Raw genomic sequence first — 25946 nt, 5'->3', positions numbered from 1 at the left:
GATAGTGCTGGGGAAAACTAGCCGTGAAGCGGCTTGCCTGCGAGTGCCAGGTGGGCTTCGCCCAGGGACTCGTTCTGGGTGGGGTGGGCGTGCAGCAGCTGGGCCACATCCTCCGGGTACGCTTCCCAGTTCACGATCAGCTGGGCTTCGCCCACCTGCTCGCCCATGCGGGCGCCGATCATGTGGACGCCCACGACCGGGCCGTCCTTCTGGCGGACCAGCTTCACCAGGCCGGAGGTGCCGAGGATGGAGCTCTTGCCGTTGCCGGCGAGGTTGTATTCCTGGGTCTGCACCTGGTCGTCGCCGAACTTCTCCTTGGCGGCCTTTTCGGTGTAGCCCACGGTGGCGATCTCGGGCTCGGAGTAGGTGACCTTGGGGATGTTGATGTCCTCGACGATCACGGGCTTCAGGCCGGCGATTTCCTCGGCCACGAAGATGCCCTGCTGGTAGCCGCGGTGTGCAAGCTGGACGCCGGGGACGATGTCGCCCACTGCGTAGATGTTGCCAACACCGGTGTGCAGGCGCTCGTTGGTGATGACGAAGCCGCGGTCGATGGTGATGCCGGCTTCCTCGTAGCCCAGGTTGGCGGTGACGGGGCCACGGCCCACGGCGACCAGGAGGAGGTCCGCCTCGAACGTCTTGCCGTCCACCAGGGTGACCTTGACGCCGTCGTTGTTCTGCTCAACGCCCTGGAAGAAGACGCCGGTGGAGAACTTGATGCCGCGCTTCTTGAAGGCGCGCTCGAAGTTCTTGACGATGGTGGTGTCCTCGTTGGGAACCAGTGAGGGCAGGCCCTCCACGATGGTGACGTCCACGCCGAAGGACTTCCAGACCGATGCGAACTCGACGCCGATGACGCCGCCGCCCAGGATGATGGCGCTCTTGGGGATGTAGTCCATGGTCAGGGCCTGGTCAGAGGTGATGACCTTGCCGCCGATTTCCAGGCCCGGAAGGGTGCGGGAGTAGGAACCCGTGGCCAGGATGATGTTCTTGCCCTTGTAGGCGGTGCCGTTTACCACGACGGTGTCGGTGCCCTGGAGCTTGCCTTCACCCTCGATGACGGTGATGCCCTTGGACTTGATGAGTCCCTGCAGGCCCTTGTACTTGCCGGCGATGATGCCGTCCTTGTACGCGTTGACGGCGTTGATGTCGATGCTGTCCAGGGTGACGTTCACGCCGTACTTGGCGGAGTCACGGGCGTGGTCGGCCAGCTCCGCAGAGTGCAGGAGGGCCTTGGTGGGGATGCAGCCGTTGTGGAGGCAGGTGCCGCCCAGCTTTGCCTTCTCCACGAGGCCGACGGTGAGGCCAAGCTGTACGGCCCGCAGCGCGGCGGCGTATCCGCCGCTGCCGCCACCGAGTACCAGGATGTCGAATTCTTGCGCAGTTGCCTGATCGGCCACTTAAACGCTCCCTCGCGTGAACGATGACGCGATCCTGCGCATCATCTGGTCTTGGAACTTGCACTGCCGTGATTATGTCAGCAGGGCAACTCTCTTGCATTTGTGACTACCGTGGTTCACCTTAGCGAACCACTTATCCATGCTCCACCTTGGCACAGTGTTTGTGGAGCGCTTGTGTCGAGTGTCACGCGGCTTTGTGGCGGAGGGATCACCCCCGTGCCACAAAGCCGCGTGGCACGCCGGCCGGGCCCGCGTCAGGCGGCAGCGGCCAGGATGTCCTCCACGTAGGCCACCAGGGTGCGGACGGTGCAGCCGGTTCCCTGCTTGTGGGTGTAGCCGTAGGGGCTTCCGTTGTTAAAGGACGGCCCGGCGATGTCGATGTGCGCCCAGGGGATCTGGCCGCCGTCCTTGTCCTTGCCGACGAACTCCCGGAGGAAGACGGCGGCGGTCATCATGCCGCCGTGGCGTTCGCCGATGTTGGCCAGGTCCGCCACCTGGGAGTCCAGGCTGGGGCGCAGTTCTTCGGGGAGCGGCATTGGCCAGACGAGTTCGCCTGCGCGGTCGGCCGCGGCCTTGAGGGCGGCCGTCACGGTGTCGGATCCCATGACGCCTGCGGTCCGGTTGCCCAGGGCGATCAGCTGCGCGCCGGTGAGCGTGGCGACGTCGATGATGGCGTCCGGGTACTCGCGGCTTGCCGCGACGATGCCGTCGGCCATCACCAGGCGGCCTTCGGCGTCTGTGTTCAGGACCTCAACGGTCTTGCCGCCAAACATGGTGAGGACATCGGCGGGCCGCGAGGCGGCGCCCGACGGCATGTTTTCGGCGATGCAGAGCCAGGCGGTCGCCTTGACCGGCAGGCCGAGACCGGCCAGTGCAAGGACAGTGTTAAGGACGACGGCGGCGCCCGCCATGTCGCTCTTCATGTCGCCCATGCCGAGGGCGGGCTTGATCGAGATTCCGCCGGTATCGAACGTGATTCCCTTGCCGACCAGGGCGATTTTGGACGTCGCCCTGGCGGGGGAGTACTCAACCTTGACCAGGCGGGGCTGCCGGGCGGAGCCCTTGCCCACGCCCATGATGCCGCCGAAGCCCTCCTTCTCCAGCCGCTTCTCGTCCCAGACCGTCACCTTGACGGGCAGGCCCTTCGCCAGTTCCTTCGCCGCCTCGGCAAACGTTTCGGGGTAGAGGTGGCTGGGCGGCTGGTTGACCAGTGTCCGGGTGGCGTTGACGGCCTTGCCAATCAGGCCGGCCCGCTTCAGGGCTGCGGCGAGCTGCTGCTGGTCGGCCACGTCGGTGAAGATCACGGCGTTGCGGACCGGGTCCTTCAGCCCATCCCTGGACGACCGGAACTCGGTGAACGAATAGGCGCCCAGGGCGGCGCCTTCGGCGACCGCGGCAACATCGGCGACGGACGCCGTCGGGAATGCCAGGGCGACGGTGGGGAGGCCGGCCAGCTGGCGGACGGCGGAACCTGCTGCCCGGCGGAGCGCCTCAGCAGCCAGCGGAGCGCCGGCGGCCACTTTGCCCACGCCGGCAAGGACCAGGATGCCCGCGCCGGTTTCGGGAAGGCCGGGCAGGCGCACCAGCTGGTCTGCTGCGCCGGTCACGCCCAGTGCTTTAAGGGAGTCGGTGAGGGCTTCGGCGGACTTGGCAGTCAGCGGGTTGTCCAGCAGGACCGGCCCGTCGGTTCCCTGCCCTACGCCGATGACCACTGCGTCGCTGGGGCTCTTCTTAAGGTCGCGGGAGAGGGTACTAAGGTTGATTTCAGTATTCTTGACCACAGGGATGAGTCCTCAATTCTCGAAAGATGGTACGGGCAGGGATGCATGTTAGGCGCTCTGCCATTGATGCCCGGATGCAGCCGTTCGAGACGCCATCCGAAGATATGCAGGCCCGTCCGGCAGGCCAGTTCCGATCGTAGTCCTTTGGCGGCCCGGCGGCAGAATCTTCTGAGATGTGCGCCACACCGGACGGCGGAATGCCGGGCTGCCTGCCTGCGTTGTAATTGATGTCCACCCGCACCTATGAAAGGAACATGCCGTGCTTGAACGGATCTCCGGCTCCCTGCTGGACCCTGATGCGCTCTATGCGAGCAACATTGAGCTGTTCCACAGCCCCGATCTCCGCGGGCTGAATCTGGTGATGGGCTTCACCGGATTCGCCGACGCCGGGCAGGTGGTGAAGCAGATCAATGCCGAGTTGCTGGACACGCTTGACGCCCAGCCCGTGGCCGTGTTCGACGCCGACCAGCTGATCGATTACCGGTCACGGCGGCCGCACCTCACATTTGTCGAGGACCATCTGCAGGATTACCAGGAGCCCCGGCTGGCGCTGTACCGGCTGGTTGACGGCCTGGGCAACCCCTTCCTGCTGCTGGCGGGCTTCGAGCCGGACCTCCAGTGGGAGCGGTTCGCCCGTGCCGTGGTGGGTATCGTGGAGAAACTCGACGTCAACCTGGTCACCTGGATCCATTCCATTCCCATGCCGGTGCCGCACACCCGGCCCGTGGGCGTCACGGTGCACGGCAACAGGCCGGAACTGATCGAAGGAATCTCGGTGTGGAAGCCCACCGTCGAGGTCCCCGCCGCTGTTGGCCACATCCTGGAACTCCGCCTGGTGGAGGCCGGACGGAACGTTGCCGGCTACGTCATCCACGTCCCGCACTACCTTGCGGAAGCGGAATACCCGACTGCCGCCGTTGCCGGCCTGGAGTACCTGGGCGCTGCAACCTCGCTCATGCTGCCCACGGACCGGCTCCGGGAAGCGGGGCGGGAAGTCAGCCGCCAGATTGCCGAGCAGATCGACGCTTCCGAGGATGTCCAGCAGGTGGTGTCCCGGCTGGAGACCCGCTACGACGAAAAGGCCGACGGCATCGTCAGGCGTTCGCTCCTTGCCGACGAGAATGACGAGCTCCCTGACGGCGATGTCCTGGGTGCCGCCGTGGAGGCCTACTTGGCGCGGGAGAACCCCACGCAGTAAGCCTTTGCCGGAGGCGGGGCGCAGCTGCAGGGGCCCGGGGCAGGCATGCGGGCATAATGAAGACGTGACTGCACCCCGCGCCTGGCTGATCTGGACCATCGGAATCTTCGGGTACCTGGTGGCCGTGTCGCAGCGCACGTCGTTTGGCGTGGTGGGTCTCGAGGCCACGGAGCGGTTCAACGCCAGCGCGTCGGCCATCTCGTTCTTTACGGTCCTGCAGCTCCTGGTCTACGCCGGGCTCCAGATTCCCGTGGGGCTCCTGGTGGACCGGTTCGGCTCACGTGCCATGATCGCCGGCGGCGCCATCCTGATGGGGCTGGGCCAGCTTCAGCTCGCGTTCGCGGACAGCATTCCCGGCGGCATCCTGGGCCGGGTCCTGGTGGGTGCGGGGGACGCCATGACGTTCATCTCGGTGATCCGCCTGATTCCATTGTGGTTCGCGCCTGCCCGGGTGCCTCTGGTCACCCAGCTGACAGGCATGACCGGCCAGCTGGGCCAACTGGTGAGCGTCATCCCCTTTGCGTTCGTCCTCCATGCCGCCGGCTGGACTCCGGCGTTCCTGATGCTGGCGGGGATGTCGGCAGTGGCCGCCGTGCTGGTGGTGCTCCTCCTGAAGGACGTCCCGCCGGGCACCGAGCGTCCGCAGTCCCACCAGGGACTGAAAGCCACCGGAGTCTCCCTGGCCCGGGCCTGGCGCCAGCCGGGTACGCGGCTGGGCATGTGGAGCCACTTCACCATCCAGTTCAGCGGCACCGTTTTTGCCATGACCTGGGGCTATCCTTTCCTGATCTCCGGCCAGGGCCTGGACGCCGGGACGGTAGCGGCTCTGATGGGGCTGTATGTGGCGGCCGGCATGGCCGTGGGGCCCTTCATCGGGCGCTTTGTCTCGCGGCATCCGCTGCGTCGCTCCACCATGGTGCTGCTGATCGCCGGCGTCACGGCCGCGGCCTGGGCTGCTGTCATATTGACCCCCGGACGGGCACCGCTGTGGCTGCTGGCGGGACTGGTGGTAGCGCTTGCCATCGGCGGGCCGGGTTCCATGATCGGCTTTGATTTCGCCCGGACTTTCAACCCGGCGCACCGCATCGGCACGGCCACCGGCATTGTGAACGTGGGCGGATTCATCGCCGCCCTCATTGCGATCTTCCTCATCGGGCTGGTGCTGGACGTGCTGTACGCCAGCGGATTCTCCAACGGGAACCTCTACGGGCTGGACCCGTTCCGCATTGCCCTCAGCGTCCAGTTCCTGCTGCTCGGTTCCGGTGCCGCAGCCCTGGTGGTGTGCCGGCGGAAGGTAAGGCGCCAGATGGCCGCGCAGGGGGTTGTGGTGCCGCCCCTCCGCGCCGCACTTGCCCGGCAGCGCCGCGAAAACCTCGCCCGGCGGCGGCAGACGTCGCCGACGGACCGCGAAAGCGACTAGTCCTCCACCCCGGCCGGATCTTCACATAGCCAAAATTTGTGCGGACCGGTACGGCCGGGAGGGCGAATGCTGGAGCCATGACAGCTCCAGAACAACTCAAAATTTCACGGCCGGAAGACATCCTCGGGTACATTCCCCACTCGCTGGGCTACTGGCCGGACGCCAGCCTTGTTGCCATGACTCTGCACGGCAAGAGGCTTGGGGCCACGCTGCGGCTGGACCTGCCGGGACCTTAAGTCCTGGCCTCACCTGCCAAGTACCTGCGGGCCGTCCGGCGCTACCTTGAGGCGGACAAAGACGCCGACGGTACGTTGCTGGCGGTCTTCACCAGCAACGGCGGCGCGTTGTCACCGTCCCGGTACGACAGTTTGCTCGCTGGCCTGGACTCCGTTCTCGAACGGGCCGGAATGCCCGTCCGGGAAGCGTGGTACGTCGGGAATGACTACTGGCGGGAGGCCTGGTGCATGGATGTTTCGTGCTGCCCGCTGCCGGGCCGGCCGGTGCAGGACATCCGGGACAGCGCGCTGAATGCCGAGATGGTCTACCGGGGCAGCAGCATCGGCCCGGCGCCGGAGCGGCGACCGTCCGCCGTCCGCCCTGTTCCCAGCCTGCACCAGGCCGCCGTCCTGGAGGCGCAGGCAGCGTGGGCCCCGGAGCTGGATCTCCGCCGCAGAAGCAGGGCACAGTTCCGTGCCGTCCTTGACGTCTGGGATGCCCTGCTGGCCCGGCGGGAGGGGGTGCCGTGGCTCCCCGAGGCGGAGCGCGACGGGTTTTTGCGTGCGTCCCTGATGTTTCCGGCGTGGCGGGACGCCATCCTGGTCATGACCGTTGCGGGGAAAGCTGCTGCCGAGGCCGGTGCAGACCAGTTCGGCATCCTCGATGACGCAGCCCAGCCAGACCTGGTGTCCCCTCCCGTACAGTGGCCGGACCCGGATCCCGGGTCAACCCGCGGCGTTCCGGCGGAGTGGAGTGCCTCCGGCTGCACCGGCGCCGGATATGCCGACGTGCTGATGGGCGTCGTACCCGCGGTGCCGGACTGGGCCCGCCTTGAGGCACTGGACCGGATCCTCGAACAGCTCGTTGTGCTGGGCGGGCCGGCGGCGGCGGCGTCACTGACAATCCGCGGCTGGATCGCGTGGTGCCGCGGCCGGGGTTCTTACGCTGCCGCGTACTTGGCGGAGGCGCTGGAAACCGAACCGGGCTACCGGCTCGCCGAACTGCTGCTGGAGTTGGTGGGGCGCGGAGCAATCTGCGGGTGGGCAGCACGGAAGGACGCTGCCTGGCAGAAATTCGGCCCGGATAATGCTTCCGCCGGGACGGACCCCGGCGGTGGGAGGTAGGCCTCTGTTGCACCCGGCTGCGGGCAGGGCGTGTCCTTAACCGTGCCTGAAGGGCGGGAGGTCCGATTCGGCGAAAACATGAGACAATGGATGCCGAGACCCGGTTGGGTCCGTGTATCGAGTGCTTGTGGTTGAGCCCTTCGGGGAACAATACGGCCGCTCCGGCAGTTGTCTTAACAGACTCTGCCGGCCGTGGTGGCGCTTGGTTTCCACCACGGACTTGACAGGGTCATAGTGGTGTTGCCCGTATGGCGATTCCACAGACCACCGCTAGAAAGGTTTTCTGTGACCCCGTCTTCCACGAAGAAGGACCCCGCCGCCCAGGACGACTTGTCCGCAGACGAGAAGCAGGCTGCGACCAACGCCAAGCGGGCAGCTACGCGGGCAGCCAACAAGGCTTCCGCCGGTGACGGTGCGGCTGACGGCAAGCCCGGGCCGAAGAAGCGCGGCCCCAAGCCTGGTGCCAAGGCAGCTGCCGAGGCCGCCAACAAGGCCTCCGGTGACGTTGACGCCGACGAAGCAGACGACGTCGAGGAGGACCTCGACGACATCATCCTCGAAGGACCCGACGTGGTTGACGACGCCGAGGCTGATCCCGCCAAGGCGGTCGCCGGCAGCGGCAAGGGCTTCGTCTACTCCGACGCCGACGACGATGACGCCCCGGTGCAGCAGGTCATGTCCGCCGGCGCCACGGCCGACCCCGTCAAGGACTACCTGAAGCAGATCGGAAAGGTCGCACTGCTCAACGCCGAGCAGGAAGTGGACCTTGCGCTCCGGATCGAAGCCGGCCTGTTTGCCGAAGAGAAGATCGCCGCTGACGACGGCTCCATGGACCCGAAGTACAAGCGCGAGCTTGAATTCATCATCCATGACGGAAAGCGCGCCAAGAACCACCTGCTGGAGGCCAACCTCCGCCTGGTGGTCTCGCTGGCAAAGCGCTACACCGGCCGCGGCATGCTGTTCCTGGACCTCATCCAGGAAGGCAACCTGGGCCTGATCCGCGCTGTGGAGAAGTTCGACTACACCAAGGGCTTCAAGTTCTCCACCTACGCCACCTGGTGGATCCGCCAGGCAATCACCCGTGCCATGGCCGACCAGGCGCGCACCATCCGCATCCCGGTGCACATGGTTGAAGTCATCAACAAGCTGGCCCGTGTCCAGCGCCAGATGCTTCAGGACCTCGGCCGCGAACCCACGCCCGAAGAGCTGGCGCTGGAACTGGACATGACCCCCGAAAAGGTTGTTGAGGTCCAGAAGTACGGCCGCGAACCCATCTCGCTCCACACGCCGCTGGGCGAGGACGGCGACTCCGAGTTCGGCGACCTGATTGAGGACTCCGAGGCCGTGGTTCCGGCAGACGCCGTGAGCTTCACGCTGCTCCAGGAGCAGCTGCACTCGGTCCTGGACACCCTGTCCGAACGCGAGGCCGGCGTCGTGGCCATGCGCTTCGGCCTGACCGACGGCCAGCCGAAGACTTTAGACGAAATCGGCAAGGTCTACGGCGTCACGCGTGAGCGCATCCGCCAGATCGAATCGAAGACCATGTCCAAGCTCCGCCACCCCTCACGGTCGCAGGTGCTGCGGGACTACCTGGACTAAATCGGGTCCAAGCAACGCGGGGTCATTCGCGCCCTGTCATCCACGGATGACGGCGGGAATCACCCCGCGTTGCTGCGTTAAGGGGCCACCGGCTGGACAGGCAGGGGTTAAACGAAGGATGGGATCCCTCCGAGTGGAGGAATCCCATCCTTGTGTTGGTCCTGGTGCACCTAGTCGATTTCGACGGCAGCCTTTTCGTGAAGCTTGCCCGTCTCATCGTGCCAGTCGCAGCTCAACGGCTTGAGCGTCGCCTCGACTGCACGCGCATGGTGGCCGCAGAACAGCAGCTCACCGCCGGAGGACTCGAGTACAACCCGCACATATGCCTGAGCTCCGCAACGATCGCACCGGTCGAGTGCATTGAGTGTGCGGTCTGCCACTGCTGTTGTCATGTCGGCCTCCTTAGTAGATCAGTACATCTATATAACCAGTATTCGTAACAAAACCATCGCAAGGATGGGGCAAGTTCGCTGTGCGCGTATCCGCAAGGTTGGGTCAAGTTTTTCCCGAAGGGCCGCCGGAAAGCACGAGTGGCGGGGTCCACACTGGCCGCCAGGTGTGGCAGGCGGCTGTCCGCGCCGGGGCCGACTACCCTAGAGGGAGCGCTTTCGGCGCCTGTTTCATCCGTCCCTGAAGGAGTTCAACACCAGTGGCACCAAGTTCTGATTACACTGCCCGGCACCTGTCTGTGCTGGAGGGCCTTGAAGCCGTCCGCAAGCGCCCGGGCATGTACATCGGTTCCACCGATTCCCGAGGCCTCATGCACTGCCTCTGGGAAATCATCGACAACTCAGTGGACGAAGCACTGGCCGGGTTCGGCCACGACATCAAGATCATCCTCCACGCGGACAACTCCGTGGAAATCCACGACGACGGCCGCGGCATCCCGATCGACAAGGAACCGAAGACCGGGCTCACCGGCGTTGAAGTGGTCTTCACCAAGCTTCACGCGGGCGGCAAGTTCGGCGGTGGCTCCTATACCGCCTCCGGCGGCCTGCACGGCGTCGGCGCTTCCGTGGTCAACGCCCTGTCCGCGCGCCTTGACGTGGAGGTGGACCGCGGGGGGAAGACCTACAAGATGTCCTTCCGCCGCGGCGAGCCCGGGCGCTTCCAGGACACCGGCTCCCGGACCGATCCTGCTGCACCCTTCACCCCATTCGTGGACGACTCCGTCCTCGACGTCGTGGGAAAGGCCAAGCGCGGCGTCACCGGTACCCGCATCCGCTATTGGGCCGACCGCCAAATCTTCACCCCGGACGCGAAGTTTTCCTATGAAGAACTCGCAGCCCGCGCCCGGCAGACCTCCTTCCTGGTCCCCGGCCTCAAGCTCACCGTCCGGGACGAGCGCAGGATCGCCGGCACGCCCGGAGAGGCCGGCCCGCACGAAGAGGTGTTCCACCACGACGGCGGCATCTCGGAGTTCGTCGACTTCCTGGCCGCCGACCCCGCTGTCACCGACGTGTGGCGGCTGCACGGCTCAGGAAAGTTCAAGGAGACCGTCCCCGTGCTGGACGAGCGCGGCCACAGCCAGCTGGCCGAAGTGGAACGGGACTGCGAGGTGGACGTGGCGCTGCGCTGGGGCATTGGCTATGAGAGCACGGTCCGCAGTTTCGTCAACATCATCTCCACACCCAAGGGCGGAACCCACCAGTCGGGTTTCGAGCAGGCCCTGGTGAAGACCTTCCGCAAAGCCGTGGAGACCAACGCCCGCAAGCTCAAGGCCGGCAACGACAAAATCGAAAAGGACGACATCTTCGCCGGCCTCACAGCCGTCCTGACCGTCCGCCTCGCGGAGCCCCAGTTCGAGGGCCAGACCAAGGAGATCCTGGGCACCTCCGCGGTACGCGCCATCGTGGCCAGGGTGGTGGAGCGCGAAATCTCGGCAAAGCTCACCTCTTCCAACAAGAACGACAAGGCACAGTCCGCGCTGCTGCTTGAGAAGATCGTCAACGAGATGAAGTCACGCATCTCGGCCCGCGTGCACAAGGAAACGCAGCGGCGCAAGAACGCGCTGGAAACGTCGTCGATGCCCACCAAGCTGGCTGACTGCCGCACGGACGACGTCGACCGTTCCGAACTCTTCATCGTGGAAGGCGACTCGGCGCTGGGAACCGCCAAACTCGCCAGGTCCTCCGACTTCCAGGCGCTGCTGCCCATCCGCGGCAAGATTTTGAACGTCCAGAAAGCCTCGGTGGGGGACATGCTGTCCAACGCGGAGTGCGCTGCACTCATCCAGGTGGTGGGCGCCGGCTCGGGCCGCAGCTTCGACATCAGCGCCGCCCGCTACGGCAAAGTCATCCTCATGACCGACGCCGACGTGGACGGTGCGCACATCCGGACACTCCTGCTGACCCTCTTCTTCCGGTACATGCGGCCGATGATCGACGAAGGCCGGGTTTTTGCCGCGGTGCCTCCGCTGCACCGCGTGGAAGTGATCAACGCGGGCCAGAAGGCCAACGAGATGATCTACACCTACTCCGAGGCCGAGCTGCACGTGCTGCTGGCACGGCTGGTCAAGGAGGGCAAGCGGTACAAGGAGCCCATCCAGCGCTATAAGGGGCTGGGGGAGATGGACGCCGAACAGCTGGCCGAGACCACCATGGACCCGCGGCACCGCACGCTCCGCAAGGTGGGCATCGAAAACGCCAAGCAGGCGGAGGAGATTTTCGACCTGCTCATGGGCTCGGACGTGTCGCCGCGCAAGGACTTCATTATCGCCGGCGCCGCCAGCCTCGACCGGGAGCGCATCGACGCCTGAGGGCAGGACGTACGACGGCGGGAGGTTCAGCCCAGCAGGCCGGGAACCATCAGCAGGGCCGTGGGCAGCGCCAGCAAAAGGATGCAGCAGGCCAGGACCAGGTTGCGGACTGCGCCCGGGAGCTGCGGCTGCGGCGACAGCAGGCGGCTGACGCGGGAAGCCGTGGTGCGGGCCGAGTCGGAGCCGCCCATCCCGGCTTCAAGCCCGGACAGGGCGAGACCGGAAGTGGCCGGTTGGATCTCGGTGCTGCCGGCGGCCGGGGCTGACCCGCTGGCCACAATGGCGATCGCCTTGATGAGGGTGGCTTTGCTCTCGGTCTTGAGCGCGACGTCGTCCGCCAGCATTTCGATCAGCGAGTTGACGGATTCCTGGGCCAGCCGCGTGGTGGGAAGCCACGGCAGCGCCTGCCGCCACGCCGCGAAGGCCCACAGGAGCAGGTGGTGCCGCTGGCTGAGGTGGGCGTTCTCGTGGATCAGGACGGCGCGCAGTTCCGCCGGTTCAAGGGCCGCCATCAGGCCGTCCGATAAGACCGTCACCGAGCGGGCTCCGCCGGGCAGGCAGTAGGCGACGGGGGAGTCGTGGCTGATCACCAGGGTTGCGGCGTCCTGCCCTGACGGCGATGCCAGCAGGGCCAGCAGCTCGCGGTGGCGCCGCCGCTGGCGTTCAATCTTGTAATAGGTCAGCAGCAGGGTGAAGACAAGGTGCGCGGTGAGCAGCGCTGCTGCAGACAACGCGAAGATATGCCAGAACCCCAGGGCCGTGGTGGGGGCGTTGAACAGCACCATGCCAGCCAGCGCGCGGAGGCCGGCGATCAGGTTGTCCCCGATGGGTTCCAGGCCGTACACCAGCATGGCGCCGATCATGGACAGCCCGCCGGCGAGGGCGATGGCCTGCCACAGGAGCATGGCGGTAAACGGCGAGCGCGCGGGCCACTGGGCGCGCGAGAGGAGGATGGGCACTGGCCACGCCAGTATTATCGCCAGGACCGCCAGCAGGTATGAGGCCCAGAACATGGTTTGCTAGAGGTGGCCAAGCAGTTTGCGCAGCGTTTCGGCTTCACCTTCGGAGACCGATCCAATGAAGCGCGCCAGGACGGCTTCACGGTCCGGCGCTGACCCCAGGACTTCATGCATGAGCTCAGCCGTGTGTTCCTCGCGGCTGGACACGGCCTGGTAGCGGTGCGGCCGCATTCCGCGTTCGCGCTCCACGAGCCCCTTCTTTTCCAGCCGGGACAGCACCGTGAGGACGGTGGTGACGGCGAGTTCCTTGCCTTCGTGGCCGGCTGCTCCGCCCTGTCCTGCTGACGTCTGCGCGAGCCGGTCCCGCAAGGTGTTCGCGGTGGCCGCTTCCTGGCCCGCCCAGAGCAGGTCCATCACTGCCCGTTCCAGTTCACCAAGACTAGCCATTGCACTTTTCCTTTGTTTCCCCGCACCGTGCGCCTGGCGGCGTCGGTGACTTCACGCGATTTCAACTACGGAATCAAATTTACCCCGAATCCGCCGTACTTTCTACGTTGGGTAGAACATGGGGCGCGCCGCACCCCCTGCCGGCGTACTGCAAAGGAAAGGTCGGTTTACACCGTCACGGCAGTTGTTCTACACTTTGTAGAAGTTGAAGTTCTACGAAACGTAGAAAACTGCGTTGGCTAACAGTAGGGACTGCCTTGGACGCCTTGGAAATCGCACGCTGGCAATTCGGTATCACCACCGTCTACCACTTCATGATGGTGCCGCTGACCATCGGCCTTGGCCTGGTGGTGGCCCTCATCCAGACCGCCTGGCACCGCACGGGCAAGCCCGAGTACCTCCGCATGACCAAGTTCTGGGGAAAGCTGTTCCTCATCAACTTCATCATGGGCGTGGCCACCGGCATCGTGCAGGAATTCCAGTTCGGCATGGCCTGGAGCGAATACAGCCGCTTCGTCGGTGATGTCTTCGGCGCTCCGCTCGCCCTTGAAGCCCTCCTGGCGTTCTTCGTGGAGTCCACCTTCCTGGGCCTGTGGATCTTCGGCTGGAAGCAGCTCAAGCCCGGCATCCACCTCGCGTGCCTGTGGGTGGCGGTCATCGGCTCGGTCTTCTCTGCCTACTTCATCATCGTGGCCAACAGCTGGATGCAGCACCCCGTGGGCGTGGAGATGGTGGACGGCAGGCCGGTCATGACGGACGCCTGGGCGGTCTTCACGAACAACACCGCGCTGGTTGCCGTGCCGCACACCCTGTTCGGTGCGCTGGCCGTGGCAGGCGGCTTCCTGCTGGGCATCGCCTGGTACCACCTCTGGCGCAGGCGCCGCGACGGCGTGGACACCCTGGGCGCCGACGGCAAGGTGATCCCGGGCGAGTCCGCAACCATTCCCGGCCGTGACAAGGCAGACCACACCGTCTGGATCCGGTCCCTGCGGATCGGCGCGGTGGTGGCCATGATCTCCTTCGCCGGCACCGCCCTCACCGGCGACCTCCAGGGCAAGCTGATGTTCGAGCAGCAGCCCATGAAGATGGCAGCGGCGGAAGCAGCCTGCCATGACGGCACCGGCTTCTCCGTCCTCAGCATCGGCAACCTGGGCTCGCAGAACTGCGATGACATCGTGGCCCTGATTGAAGTCCCCGGCATCCTCTCCTACCTGGCCAAGGGCGATTTCACCACCGAGGTCAAGGGCGTCAACACCCTGCTGCCCGAGTACCAGGAAAAGTACGGGACCAACCTGCCGGACAACCCCATCTACGGCGAACGCGCCGGCCAGGAAATCGACTACCTGCCCGTCATGGAGGTTACCTACTGGGGCTTCCGCATGATGATCGGTTTCGGCGGGCTTGCCGCCCTTGCCGCCCTCGTGGCGCTGTGGCTCACCCGGAGCGGCACCGTTCCCCTGTGGCCGTGGCTCATGCGCCTGGCCGTCCTGGGCATCATGGCCCCGTTCGGTGCCAACGCCGCCGGCTGGATCTTCACCGAGATGGGCCGCCAGCCGTTCGTGGTGGCACCCAACCCGGACCCCAACGGCATCGACCAGGTGTTCATGTTCACCGCAGCCGCCGTCTCCCCGGGGGTCTCGGCCGGGGAACTGCTGGCATCGCTTGTCACCCTGACCGCGGTGTACGCCGTCCTGCTGGTGGTGGAGGTGAAGCTGCTGGTGAAGTACATCCGCGGCGGTGTGGTCTCGGCGATGCCCGAACTCGCCCACGTCCCCGCGGACGAAAACGAGGACGCCACCCCCGGGCCGGGAGGACAGGGCGGCGGAAAGCCCGCCGACGACGTCCTCGCCTTCGCCTACTGATCCGCGCACCGGAAGAGCAAGAGGAAACGAAGAATGGAACTGCTGCCAACCATCTGGTTCATCGCCATTGCGGTGCTGTGGACCGGGTACCTCTTCCTTGAGGGCTTCGACCTGGGCGTCGGAATGCTGATGAAGACCTTTGCCCGCAACAACACCGAACGCCGCGTGCTGCTGAACACCATCGGTCCCGTCTGGGACGGCAACGAAGTGTGGCTCCTCACGGCCGGCGGCGCCACGTTCGCTGCCTTCCCGCTCTGGTACGCCTCGTTGTTCTCCGCGCTCTACCTGCCCCTGCTGGTGGTCCTGGTCGCCCTGATCTTCCGTGCCGTGGCCTTCGAGTACCGCGGCAAGGTGGACACCGACCGCTGGCGCGCCCGCTGGGACTGGGCCATCGCCCTGGGATCATTCTTCGCAGCCTTTGGCATTGGTGCTGCCCTTGCCCTCACCACCACCGGCCTGCCCCTGAATGCCAACGGCGACCGCGAGGGCGGGCCCCTGGCCTGGTTCAGCGGCTACGCAGTGCTGGGCGGGCTCGCCGTCGTGGGGTTCTCGCTGGTCCACGCCCTGGCCTTCCTGGCACTGAAGACCGACGGCGACATCCGGCACCGTGCCCGCCAATGGTTCGTCCGGCTGCTTCCGGTCCTGCTGCTGCCCATCGCCGCCTGGGCGCTCAGCATCCAGTTCATGGAGGGCAAGCCATGGACCTGGGCCGCGGTGGTGCTCGCCGTTGCCGCGGCAGCGGCTGCCTGGGCACAGGCCCGCACCGGCGCCGAAGGCAAAGCGTTCCTGGCGCTCGGCGCCTTCCTGGTGCTCGGCACGGTGTCCATCTTCGGAGCGGTCTACCCCGTGGTGCTGCCGTCCACCCTGGACGGGGCCTTTGACCTCACCATTTCAAACGCTTCCTCCTCGGACTACACTCTGGGCCTTATGAGCATCGTCGCCGCGTTCGGCCTGCCCCTGGTGATCGCCTACCAGGCGTGGACCTACTGGGTGTTCCGCCGCAGGGTGAGCGCCGCCTCCATACCGGAAGCCCACAGCTTCCTGCCCGCAGTCGCCGCCAAGGCGTTCACCACAAAGGGCTGACGTGCGGCCGACGTTCCCCTCCGGTCCGGCAACCCGTTCCGCCCTGTACTGGCTCGGCCTGATGGCGGCGCTCAAGGCGCTGTCGCTGGTCCTCATCGGCCAGGCCGTGGCCTCCGTTTTGGCGGGGCTGGCCGGCGGGGAGCCGGACTTGACCGCAGACATCCTGGCCGGACAGATCGTGCCGGGACTGGCCGGCGTCGTCCTCCGGTCGCTCGCCGTCTGGGGGCAGGCCGTCGCCGCCCGCCGGGCTGCCCTGGGCATCAAGGAGGAGCTGCGCTCGGGGCTCCTGGAACGCGCACTGCGGAACGGCGCCAGGGGAACCGGCCAGGGCGACGGCGGCCTTGCGGTGCTGGCCACCCGGGGCCTGGACGCCCTGGACAGCTACTACACCCAGTTCCTGCCCGCCCTGGTGAACTGCGCCACCATCCCGCTGCTGCTGGGCGCACGGATCCTTTTCGCCGACTGGGTCAGCGCCGTGGTGATCGTCCTGACCGTGCCGCTGGTGCCGCTGTTCATGGTGCTGATCGGCCGGTACACCGAGGACAAGGTGCGCGAGGCACAGGCCTCGCTGGCCCGGCTGTCCGCGCACATGCTGGAACTCGCCAAGGGCCTGCCGGTGCTGGTGGGGCTGGGCCGCGCCACCGCCCAGCGCAAGGCACTGGAAGAGATTTCCGAGGAATACCGCTCCCGCACCATGGGCACCCTCCGCACGGCGTTCATGTCCGCCCTGGCACTGGAACTGATCGCCACCATTTCCGTCGCCGTGGTGGCAGTGTTCATTGGCGTGCGGCTGGTGCATGGCGACATGCCGCTCGAAGCCGGGCTCCTGGCGCTCATCCTCGCCCCGGACTGCTACCTTCCCCTGCGCGAGCTCGGCACCGCCCACCACGCCAGCGACGACGGCCGGGTGGCCCTTGCCGAGGTGACGGCGATGACCGGCGCGCCCGAACCGCAGCCGCTCGCTGCCGTCCCCGCAGGCCGGCCCGGCGCCCCCATCACTGTCACCGGACTCACGGTCACCTACAGCGGAAGGTCCCGGGCCGCCGTCGGCCCCCTCAGCTTTGACGCGCCGCAAAGCAGGATCACCGCCCTTGACGGACCCAGCGGAGCGGGAAAGAGCACCGTCCTGGGCGTCCTGGCCGGCACCATCGGGGACGGTGGCGGAACCACCATCACCGGCTCCGTTAAGGGCCTCGACCGCGGCGCAGTTGCCTGGGTGCCGCAGCACCCGGTGATGGTGGCGGAAACGGTCCTCGACGAGGTGGTGCTCTACCTCTCGGCGAATGCCCGCAACTCCCGCGACCGTGCCCGCACGGAGGCCGCTGCCCGGTCCTGCCTTGTGAAGGCCGCCGCAGGGCACCTGGCCGGCAAACACCCGGCCGAGCTGAGCCCCGGCGAACTGCGGCGGGTGGCCCTCGCCCGGGGGCTCGCCAGGATCGAAGCCGGGGCAAACGTCCTCCTGCTTGATGAACCCACCGCGCACCTGGACGATGTTTCGGCGATGCTGGTGGAAGACGCCATCCGCAGGCTGCGCGGACAGGTCACGGTGATCCTGGTGGCGCACAGCGAACGCACCCGGAACCTCGCCGACCACCTGGTGCCGGTTTCGCCGGCAGACACGGGCGCCGGCCGCGACCCCGGCACGGACCGGCCTGTGCACGCCGCCGCCCTGCCGGTCCCTGCCGCTCCCGCCGCAGCAGCGCAAGCTGGCGGCGCCGTCCCCGGGACCACCACCGCTGTTCCAGACACGGTCGCGGCCGCCGGCGGGGCTTCACAAGCCCGGACTGACCGCCCGGTCCGGCTCCTGGCAGCACTCCTGGCACCCGTGCAGGGCAAGTTCGCCGCCGCCGCCCTCGTGGGCACCCTGGCGGCGGTCTTCGCAGTCGCCCTGTCCGGCCTGTCCGGCTGGCTCATCATCCGCGCCAGCGAACAGCCGCCCATCCTGTACCTGCTGACCGCCATTGTGGGCGTACGCTTCTTTGGCATCGGACGCGCCGTGCTCCGGTATTGGGAACGGCTCCTGCTCCATGACGCCGTCTTCGCCGCCCTTACCCGGCTCCGCGGCCGGCTCTGGGAGTCGCTGAGCCGCCGCGCCCTTGCCCTCCGCCGCCTGCTGCAGGGCGGCAACGTGCTGGGAACGGTGATTGACGACGTCGACACCGTCCGCGACCTCCTGCCCCGCGTGGTCCTGCCGCCCGTCACCGCCGTGGCCGTGTCGGTGCTCGCCGTGGTCACCACGTGGCAGCTGGTGCCGCCCGCGCTGCCCGCCGCCGTCGGCGCCGGCATCGCAAGCCTGGTGCTGGCACCGGCCGTTGCGCTCTGGGGCGACCGGAAATCCGCTACCGCGGAGCAGGTGCTGCGTTCGGGCGTCCTGCGCCAGGTCTCGGCGGCGCTTGACGCGCGCGCCGAACTCCACGCCAACGGTGTGGCGCCCCTGGTCCTTGGCAGGCTGCAGGCCAGGGACCGAAGCGCCACCCGGGCCTCCCAGCGCTCCGCCTGGGCGGACGGGCTGGGCCACGCCATCACCACCGCCTGCTGCGGCGCAGCGGCGCTCGCCGCCGCCTGGCTGGCAGCCCCGGCAGTGCTGGACGGCCGGATTGCCCCCGCCACCGCAGCAGTGGTGGTCCTGCTGCTCCCCGCGCTCGTGGAACCTTACGCAGCCATGACGACGGCGGTGCGCCAGTATCCGGCGCTGCGGACAGTCCTGCAGCGGGTAGGGGAGTCCGGCGCACTGGACGCGGCCGGCACCGCCGGAGACGGCACCAGCGGAAACAGCACCGACGGGCTGCAGCCGGTACCGGCGCGCAGCGGCAACCGGCCCGGCGTCGAACTGGAAAACCTGGCGGCGGCCTGGCCCGGCGGCGTGCCCGTGTTCACCGGCTTGGACGCCGTGGCGGAGCCGGGGCGCTGGCTGGCCGTCACGGGGCCGTCCGGTTCCGGCAAATCGACGCTGCTCTCGGTCCTGCTCGGTTTCCTGCCCGCCGCCGCCGGACAGGCGCGGGTCGCAGGGCAGGCAGCCTGGTGCCCGCAGGAGGCGCACCTTTTCGACTCGACCATCCGTGGCAACCTTTTGCTGGGCAGCCCCGCCGGAAGCGGCGACGGCTCCAGTGACGGAACCCGCGGGGACGCGGACATGGAAGCCGTCGTCGCTGCCGTGGGGCTCACCGGCCTGATGGAGCGGCTGCCCGACGGCCTGGACACCCGGATCGGCCCCGGCGGAGCCTTCCTCAGCGGTGGGGAGCGCCAGCGCCTGGCCGTTGCCCGCACGCTGATGACGGGGGCGGAGGTCATCCTGCTGGACGAGCCCACAGCGCATCTGGACGCAGAATCAGCCCGGGCCATGCTGGCCGACCTGCGGGCCGGGCTGAGCCACCGCACCGTGGTGCTGGTGACGCACAACCCGGCGGACATTGATCCGGAGGATGCCCGGCTGGTCCTGGCCGGCGCGGAATCGAAGGATGAGACGGCAGGGAAAGGCCTGGTGGCCTCCCGGGCGGGGACAACCGTGCGGGACGCTTAGCCGTCCACGTCGTGGAGGTGGTGGACGACGTCGTGCAGGAAGTACTGGGCGAGCGTCAGGACAGTGAACCTGGACCCGTTGCTGCGCAGCCCCGTGCGTTCCCACTGCGCCTCGCGGACGCCGGCGAAGGACTCCGCCGCCTGCTTCCCCTCAGCCGTGAGCTCGGCGCTGACAACCGCGGGGTCGGCGCTGCCGTAGTCCTTGTCGATAGCCGTCTGGTCCTGGTCCCAGTTCTCGAACCGGGCGTCGTCTGAATCCAGCATCAGGTTGAGCCGCTGGTCGAAGAGGCTGAAGACATCGCGCACATGGCAGGCATACTCCAGCGCTGACCAGGTCTGGTCGTCCGGGCGTTCCGCCACATCCGGCCGGCGGAGCACAGCCCGCCACCGGGGAAGCATGTTCTCGATGCTCCCCGGGACGGTGGACGGGGTGACGGTGGAGGCGTCGAACGAGCATTCCGGGCAGGGACGGGACAGGACCCAGGTCCAGTCCTTCTCATCAGGAACGATAGGCATGGAAGCAGTCTAAGCGGGATCCGGCCAGGCCATCGCGGGACCCACCGCCTCCACCGGCTGGGACAGCGGGACGCCAGACCCGTCACGCCGGCCGTGCTCCTGCGGCAGGGACCGTGCAACACCGGCGGCCGAGGATGCCTTGGCCGGGCCATGCCCCGCCCAGGCCAGCAGCAGCGTGTCCTCGCCGCGCAGGAACCGGTGCGCCCGGACTCCTGCGGTGGCGCGTCCCTTGGCGGGGTACTCCGAGAAGGCGGTCACTTTTGCCGTACCGGGGGCGGTGCCGGGAAGGGCGCTGGTGGTGCCGGCTATGGTGACCACGACGGCGGCCTCGTCCTTGGGCTGGACGGCACCGAAGAACAGCACGCGGTCGTCTGCGGCGAGTTTGATGCCGGCCATGCCGCCCGCGGTGCGTCCCTGCGGCCGTACGGCGGCCGCCCCGAACTTGAGCAGCTGCGCCTGGCTGGTGAGGAACACCAGCTCCGCGTCATCCGCTCCTGCCGGCGCAACGCCCACGACGTAATCCTTGTCCTTCAGGGCGATGACTTCCCAGTCTTCGCGGTTCAGCGGATAGTCCGGCTGGACACGCTTCACCACGCCCTGGGCAGTGCCGATGGCCAGCACCTCATCCAGCGGCGCGAACGCCACCAGCGTCTCGCCCTTCAGCAGGGTGATGAATTCCCGGGCCGGGACTCCGCCGGCGAGGTTGGGCAGCCCCGACATCGGCGGGAGGACCGGCATGTCCATGACCTGGAGGCGGAGCATGCGGCCCTGGGAGGTGACCGCGGCGATCTCCCCGCGCGCCGACGTCTTCACCACGGAGGTGAACACGTCGTGCTTGCTGCGGGGGCCGGCCTCGGCCAGCGGCTCCTGGTTGCTGGTGCGGGCCACCTGGCCGGATGCCGTCAGGATCGCCCAGCAGGGGTCATCCGCGATTTCCAGGGCCAGCGGCACGGCTTTGCCCTTCTTGCCCGTCACGGCGGCCATGTCCGCAGCAACGGTGGGGGAGACCGCTTCGGATTCCAGGAGCACTGTCCGGCGCGGGGTGCCGTGCTGCTCCGCGATCTCGCCGAGCTCGTCCGAGACCAGGGTGCGGAGCCGTTCCTCCGAACCCAGGATGGCTTCCAGTTCCGCGATCTCGCGGCGCAGCTCGTCCTGCTCCTTCTCCAGCTCGATGCGGGAGTACTTGGTGAGCTGCCGCAGCCGGAGCTCCAGGATGTAGTTGGCCTGGATCTCCGTGAGGTCGTAGATGGACATCAGGCGGGCACGGGCAGCGGCGGCCTCGTCCGAGGACCGGATGATCTGGATGACCTCGTCGATGTCCACGATGGCGATGAGGAGGCCTTCCACCAGGTGCAGGCGGTCCTTCTTCTTGCCCAGCCGGAAGACGGTGCGGCGGCGCACCACGTCGATCCTGTGGTTCACATAGACGGTCAGGAGCTGCACCAGGCCCAGCGTCTGGGGCTGGCCGTCCACCAGCGTGACGTTGTTGATGCCGAAGGAGTCCTCCATCGGCGAGTAGCGGTACAGCTGCTGGAGCACCGCGTTGGGGTTGAAGCCGTTCTTGAGCTCAATCACCAGGCGCAGGCCGTGCTTGCGGTCCGTCAGGTCAACGATGTCGCTGATGCCGGTCAGTTTCTTGGCGTTGACGGCGTCCTTGATCTTTTCGATCACCTTCTCCGGGCCCACCATGTACGGCAGCTCGGTGACCACCAGGCCGGTGCGGCGGGCGGTCAGCTGCTCCACCTCCACCTTGGCCCGGGTCTTGAAGGAGCCCCGGCCGGTGGCGTACGCGTCACGGATCCCGTCCAGGCCCACGATCCGCCCGCCGCTGGGCAGGTCCGGGCCCGGCACGAAGCGCATGATGTCATCCAGCGTGGCATCGGGGTTGGCGATCAGGTGCCGGGCAGCCGAGATCACCTCCACCAGGTTGTGCGGGGCCATGTTGGTGGCCATGCCGACGGCAATGCCGGTGGCGCCGTTGACCAGGAGGTTGGGGAACGCGGCGGGCAGGACATCCGGCTGGGTCAGCTGGTTGTCGTAGTTGGGGACGAAGTCCACCACGTCTTCGTCGAGGTGGTCGGTGAGCGTGAGGGCCGCGGCGGCCAGCCTGGCCTCCGTGTACCGCGGAGCCGCGGGGCCGTCGTCGAGCGAGCCGAAGTTGCCGTGGCCGTCGATCAGCGGCAGGCGCAGCGAGAAGTCCTGCGCCATGCGCACCATGGCGTCGTAGATGGCGGTGTCGCCGTGCGGGTGCAGCTTGCCCATGACCTCGCCCACCACGCGAGCGCTTTTGACGTGGCCGCGGTCCGGGCGCAGGCCCATGTCGCTCATCATGTACAGGATGCGGCGCTGCACCGGCTTCAGCCCGTCGCGGGCATCCGGAAGCGCCCGTGAGTAGATCACGGAGTAGGCGTACTCCAGGAAGGAGCCCTCCATTTCGGAGGTGACATCGATATCCACGATGTTCTCCGTGTAGGGGGTGTTGTCCACGGGAGGGGCTGAACTTTGGCGGCGGGCCATGGGGCGGGTAAATCCTTCTGGGGGTTACTGTGCAGCGTTCGGGGGTGCTGCGGAAGTTTTTGGCTAGGCTAAGCCTATGGTGGATCAGCCCGGGGACGGCGAATATCCGGAACATTGGGAAGCCGATGTCGTCTTGCGTGACGGCGGGACGGCGCATTTGCGCCCCATCCATCCCTCGGACGCCGACGCGGTCCAGGCCTTCCACATGGGCCAGTCGCAGGATTCAATCTACATGCGGTTCTTCGCCTTCAAGGCCAGGCTGTCCAGCAAGGAGCTCAAGCGCTTCACGGAGGTGGACTACAAGGACCGGGTGGCCTTCGTCATCACCAGCCGGGACGAGATCATCGGGATCGGCCGCTATGACCGGCTGGATGACCCCGCCGAGGCGGAGGTGGCGTTCAACATCGCCGACGCCCACCAGGGGCGGGGCCTCGGGTCCATCCTGCTCGAACACCTGGCCGCTGCGGCGCATGAAAACGGGATCCGCCGGTTCAGCGCCGAGGTGCTGCCGGAGAACCGCAAAATGCTGATGGTGTTTTCCGACGCCGGCTATGACGTGAAGCGCCACTTCGACGACGGCGTCGTCAGCCTTGAGTTCAACATCGACCCCACCGAGAAATCCCGGGCCGTGATGGAATCCCGCGAGCACCGCGCGGAGGCGAGGAGCGTCCGCGACCTGCTGACGCCGTCGTCCGTTGCCGTCATCGGGGCCAGCCGCAAGTGGGGGACGGTCGGCTACCAACTCCTCGAACACATCATCGAAGGCGGGTTCCCCGGTCCGGTCTACGCGATCAATCCCGAGGCGCTGGAACTGGCCGGCATGATGTCCTATGGCAGCCTGTCCGAAGTGCCGGACCCGGTGCAGCTGGCCGTGATCGCCGTTCCCTACGAGGAAGTTCCGCGTGTGGTGGCGGAGTGCGCGGCGGCGGGCGTGAAGGGCCTGGTGGTGGCCTCGGCAGGCTTCGCGGACGACGGCGAACGCGGCCTCCTGCGCCAACGGGACCTGGTGCGGCAGGCCAGGGCGAACGGGATGCGCGTCATCGGCCCTGCCTCGCTGGGCATCGTGAACACGCACCCGGACGTCTCGCTCAACGCTTCAATGGCCCCCACCCTGCCCCTGCGCGGAGGCCTGGGCCTGTTCAGCCAGTCCGCAGCGATCGGCGTCTCGCTGTACGCCGCTTCCAGCCGGCGTCGGCTTGGCCTGTCCACGTTCCTCTCGGCGGGAAACAGGGCGGACGTCTCGGGCAACGACATGATGCAGTACTGGGAGGACGACGCCGACACCGCCGCCGTGGGCCTGTACCTGGAGTCGATCGGCAACCCCCGCAAGTTCTCCCGCCTGGCCCGCCGGCTGGCACGCACCAAGCCGGTGATCGTGGCCAAGTCCGACACGATGGGCCTGCGCCTGCCCCCGGGCCATGCAGTCCGTACCACCCAGGCTCCGGCCGGGGCGCTGGACGCCATGCTGCGCCAGTCCGGCGTGATCCGGGTGGAGACCGTTGAGCAGCTGGTGGACGTGGCGCAGGTTGTCTCCGGCCAGCCGCTTCCGGCCGGGCCCGGCCTGGCGATCTTCAGCAACTCCCAGGCGCTGGGCAAGGTGGTGGCTGACAGCGCCGCCGACCACGGGCTCAGTGTCACAGAGCTGGTGACGGGCGTGGACCTCGACGCCGGCCGCTCGGTCGCCCTGCCGGCCCTGCGCAGCGCAGTCCTCAAGACCCTGGAATCCGACACCGTGCACGCGGCCGTCGCCGCGCTGCTCCCGGCCCGCGGCCTCACCGTGGACAGCATCGCCGAGGTCCTCGCCGAATGCTCCGCGGTGGCCGGAAAGCCGGTGGTGGCGGCGTTCACCGGAATCCTGGATCCCTCGGTCTACGTGGAAGGCATGGTGGGAAGCCTGGAACAGACCGTCCCCTGCTTCTCCAACCCCGGCGCCGCAGTGGCAGCGCTCGCGGCCGTGGTCAGGTATTCGGAGTGGGCATCGCGCGACCAGGGACATTTCGTGGAGCCCGACGGCTGCGACCCGCGGCGCGCTCAGGCCGAGCTCGGGGTCCTGCTCCGGGACGTCAGGGGGGAACAGCTCAAACAGCTTGACCCGGCGGCGGCCGCGTCCCTGCTGGGCCACTACGGCATCACAGTCCTCCCGTCGGTGGGCTTCGACACGCCGGACCAGGCCGTTGAGGCGGCTGAATCCCTGGGCTGGCCGGTGGCGCTGAAGACCACCGATCCCGCCCTCCGGCACCGGCTTGACCTGGGCGGCGTCCGCCTGGATATCCAGGACCCGGAGTCCCTGCGCCAAAACGTCCTGCAGATGCGCCGGGCGCTCGCCGCTTACGGCGACCCGTCCCTGGAAGTGCAGTCCATGGCGCCCGTGGGCCAGGCCTGCACCTTCCGGGCCATCGAGGACCCGCTGCTGGGTCCCGTGATTTCGTTCGGGCTGGCCGGGGACGCCACCAGCCTGCTGGATGACTGGTCCCACAGGGTGCCGCCGTTGTCCGCCGCGGACGTGCACGACTTCATCCGCGCGCCGCGGGCTGCCCGGAAACTGTTCGCCTACCAGGGACTGCCGGCCGTTGATGTGCAGGCACTCGAGGACCTTGCCGGCAGGCTGGCCTGGATGAAGGACAACCACCCGGAGATCGCCCTGGTGGAATTCAACCCGGTGCTGTGCGGAACGGCAGGAGCCACCATCCTGGCCGCGGACGTCCGGATCGGTAACGCCGCCCAGCGGACGGACAGCGCCCGGCGGGCCATGCTGGGCTGAGGCGGTTAGCAAAGTGGCGGGGCCATCTGTGAAAATAGGGTAATGAGCTCACAGCCTCCCGCGTCGGCGCCCGAAACGCCCGGCAATGACAACCAGGCAGTCCGCCACCACAGCTCACACAGCCACAGTTCGCAGGGCCAGAGCCTCGATGGCGCCCTGCAGAAGGCAGGTTTCTACCCCCGCCTCGTGGCCGACGTCGTGGACGATGCCCTGGACGGCCGCGACTGCGTCGCCCACCTGGTGCACCTGGAAACCCACTTTGACCGCGCCGAAGTCCGCCGCCACATCACGGTCCTGGTGCTGACCGCGGACATGCTGGTGATCACGCACGTTGACGACCAGCAGCTGGACGAAGCCGGCGAACAGATCGTCGCGCAGATCTCCACCGAATCCGTGCCTGTCTCCCAGATCCGTTCCGTGGTGCTCAGCTATATGTATGCCCAGCCGCAGGACTACAAGCCCTCCGATCCGGTCCGCGAACTGACGCTGTCCATCGCCTGGTCCGGCGGGCAGCGGCTGGATATGGGTCCGGCCAGCTGCGGTGACCCGCAGTGCGAGGCGGACCACGGCTACACGGGCACCATCGCCCAGGAGGACATCGTCCTGCGCATCAGCGCGGAGGCGGACGGCCTGCAGGCGGTCCAGGACGCCAAGCTGTTTGCCCGCGCGCTCCGGGCGGTGAACACGGGCTCCAGCAGCCCGGTTCCGCACGTGCAGTCACTGCCGCCAAGGCCCCGCGCCGGTGTATTCGGTACGCGCCTGAGCCGCGGCCACCAGCAGCGCTGA

17 protein-coding genes and 1 pseudogene are annotated in these 25946 nt (G+C 67.5%); 11 read left to right on the top strand and 7 right to left on the bottom strand.

The annotated features are described in order from the left end of the window. Positions 1 to 17 precede the first annotated feature (17 nt). Positions 18 to 1400, bottom strand: a complete 1383-nt coding sequence (lpdA, locus tag P2Q66_RS05775) for a dihydrolipoyl dehydrogenase (protein WP_079597134.1) — start codon at positions 1398 to 1400, stop codon at positions 18 to 20. Positions 1401 to 1654: 254 nt separating this feature from the next. Continuing rightward, positions 1655 to 3181 carry a leucyl aminopeptidase gene (locus tag P2Q66_RS05770; RefSeq protein ID WP_275726271.1) on the bottom strand — a complete coding sequence of 509 codons (1527 nt, stop codon included), beginning with the start codon at positions 3179 to 3181 and terminating at the stop codon, positions 1655 to 1657. Positions 3182 to 3440: 259 nt separating this feature from the next. On the opposite strand from P2Q66_RS05770, the gene P2Q66_RS05765 reads away from it, so the two are divergent. The 5 genes and pseudogenes from P2Q66_RS05765 to P2Q66_RS05750 all read left to right on the top strand — a co-directional run bounded on the left by P2Q66_RS05765 (position 3441) and on the right by P2Q66_RS05750 (position 8738). Beyond that, positions 3441 to 4379 carry a PAC2 family protein gene (locus P2Q66_RS05765; RefSeq protein ID WP_079597132.1) on the top strand — a complete coding sequence of 313 codons (939 nt, stop codon included), beginning with the start codon at positions 3441 to 3443 and terminating at the stop codon, positions 4377 to 4379. A gap of 64 nt (positions 4380 to 4443) precedes the next feature. Continuing rightward, positions 4444 to 5799: an MFS transporter gene (locus P2Q66_RS05760; RefSeq protein WP_275726268.1), complete on the top strand. Its 1356-nt coding sequence runs from the start codon at positions 4444 to 4446 to the stop codon at positions 5797 to 5799. Positions 5800 to 5876: 77 nt separating this feature from the next. Further along, positions 5877 to 6635 (top strand): annotated as a pseudogene (locus P2Q66_RS21895) (DUF4192 domain-containing protein); the annotation flags it as partial. Further along, positions 6621 to 7139: a DUF4192 family protein gene (locus tag P2Q66_RS21890; protein WP_345795619.1), complete on the top strand. Its 519-nt coding sequence runs from the start codon at positions 6621 to 6623 to the stop codon at positions 7137 to 7139. The pseudogene P2Q66_RS21895 and the gene P2Q66_RS21890, both read left to right, overlap by 15 nt. 285 nt (positions 7140 to 7424) lie before the next feature. Next, the gene (locus P2Q66_RS05750; protein WP_079597129.1) at positions 7425 to 8738 is read left to right on the top strand and encodes an RNA polymerase sigma factor; all 1314 of its coding nucleotides are present in this window, start codon (positions 7425 to 7427) and stop codon (positions 8736 to 8738) included. Between the two features lie 170 nt (positions 8739 to 8908). Here the strand turns inward: P2Q66_RS05750 and P2Q66_RS05745 are convergent, their stop codons facing one another. Next, positions 8909 to 9130 carry a hypothetical protein gene (locus P2Q66_RS05745; RefSeq protein WP_275726266.1) on the bottom strand — a complete coding sequence of 74 codons (222 nt, stop codon included), beginning with the start codon at positions 9128 to 9130 and terminating at the stop codon, positions 8909 to 8911. Positions 9131 to 9387: 257 nt separating this feature from the next. Here P2Q66_RS05745 and P2Q66_RS05740 point away from each other — a divergent pair, with 257 nt between their 5' ends. Then, the gene (locus tag P2Q66_RS05740; protein WP_275726265.1) at positions 9388 to 11496 is read left to right on the top strand and encodes a DNA topoisomerase IV subunit B; all 2109 of its coding nucleotides are present in this window, start codon (positions 9388 to 9390) and stop codon (positions 11494 to 11496) included. A gap of 26 nt (positions 11497 to 11522) precedes the next feature. On the opposite strand, the gene P2Q66_RS05735 is transcribed toward P2Q66_RS05740, so the two are convergent. Both P2Q66_RS05735 and P2Q66_RS05730 read right to left on the bottom strand, forming a co-directional pair. Beyond that, positions 11523 to 12509, bottom strand: coding sequence for a M56 family metallopeptidase (locus tag P2Q66_RS05735; RefSeq protein ID WP_275726264.1), 987 nt, complete (start codon positions 12507 to 12509; stop codon positions 11523 to 11525). A 6-nt stretch (positions 12510 to 12515) separates the two neighbouring features. Further along, entirely contained in the window at positions 12516 to 12902 is a 387-nt protein-coding gene (locus P2Q66_RS05730; protein ID WP_079597125.1) for a BlaI/MecI/CopY family transcriptional regulator, read from the bottom strand. Between the two features lie 257 nt (positions 12903 to 13159). Between P2Q66_RS05730 and P2Q66_RS05725 the strand changes: the two genes are divergently transcribed. Genes P2Q66_RS05725 through cydD form a run of 3 tightly spaced genes read left to right on the top strand, consistent with a single transcriptional unit; the run spans position 13160 to position 19367 of the window. Continuing rightward, a complete protein-coding gene (locus tag P2Q66_RS05725; protein ID WP_275726263.1) occupies positions 13160 to 14764 on the top strand; it encodes a cytochrome ubiquinol oxidase subunit I in 1605 nt (534 codons plus the stop codon). Positions 14765 to 14797: 33 nt separating this feature from the next. Beyond that, positions 14798 to 15847 (top strand): cytochrome d ubiquinol oxidase subunit II, encoded by a 1050-nt coding sequence (gene cydB / locus P2Q66_RS05720; protein ID WP_275726261.1) that lies wholly within the window; start codon positions 14798 to 14800, stop codon positions 15845 to 15847. A gap of 1 nt (position 15848) precedes the next feature. Then, positions 15849 to 19367, top strand: coding sequence for a thiol reductant ABC exporter subunit CydD (cydD, locus tag P2Q66_RS05715; protein WP_275726259.1), 3519 nt, complete (start codon positions 15849 to 15851; stop codon positions 19365 to 19367). Here the strand turns inward: cydD and P2Q66_RS05710 are convergent. Both P2Q66_RS05710 and P2Q66_RS05705 read right to left on the bottom strand, forming a co-directional pair. Beyond that, the gene (locus P2Q66_RS05710) at positions 19364 to 19882 is read right to left on the bottom strand and encodes a DinB family protein (protein ID WP_275726258.1); all 519 of its coding nucleotides are present in this window, start codon (positions 19880 to 19882) and stop codon (positions 19364 to 19366) included. The genes cydD and P2Q66_RS05710 overlap by 4 nt on opposite strands. 9 nt (positions 19883 to 19891) lie before the next feature. Then, the gene (locus tag P2Q66_RS05705; protein WP_079597120.1) at positions 19892 to 22399 is read right to left on the bottom strand and encodes a DNA topoisomerase IV subunit A; all 2508 of its coding nucleotides are present in this window, start codon (positions 22397 to 22399) and stop codon (positions 19892 to 19894) included. A gap of 76 nt (positions 22400 to 22475) precedes the next feature. On the opposite strand from P2Q66_RS05705, the gene P2Q66_RS05700 reads away from it, so the two are divergent. Then, on the top strand, positions 22476 to 25160 hold the full coding sequence (locus tag P2Q66_RS05700) for a GNAT family N-acetyltransferase (protein WP_275726255.1): 2685 nt from the start codon (positions 22476 to 22478) through the stop codon (positions 25158 to 25160). A gap of 42 nt (positions 25161 to 25202) precedes the next feature. Further along, positions 25203 to 25946, top strand: coding sequence for a DUF5998 family protein (locus P2Q66_RS05695; RefSeq protein WP_079597118.1), 744 nt, complete (start codon positions 25203 to 25205; stop codon positions 25944 to 25946).

The sequence above is a fragment of the Arthrobacter sp. Cr_A7 genome, assembly GCF_029222765.1.
Classification (GTDB): domain Bacteria; phylum Actinomycetota; class Actinomycetes; order Actinomycetales; family Micrococcaceae; genus Arthrobacter.
Note: the sequence above shows the minus strand (reverse complement) of the source record. Positions and strands in the feature narration are given on the sequence as shown.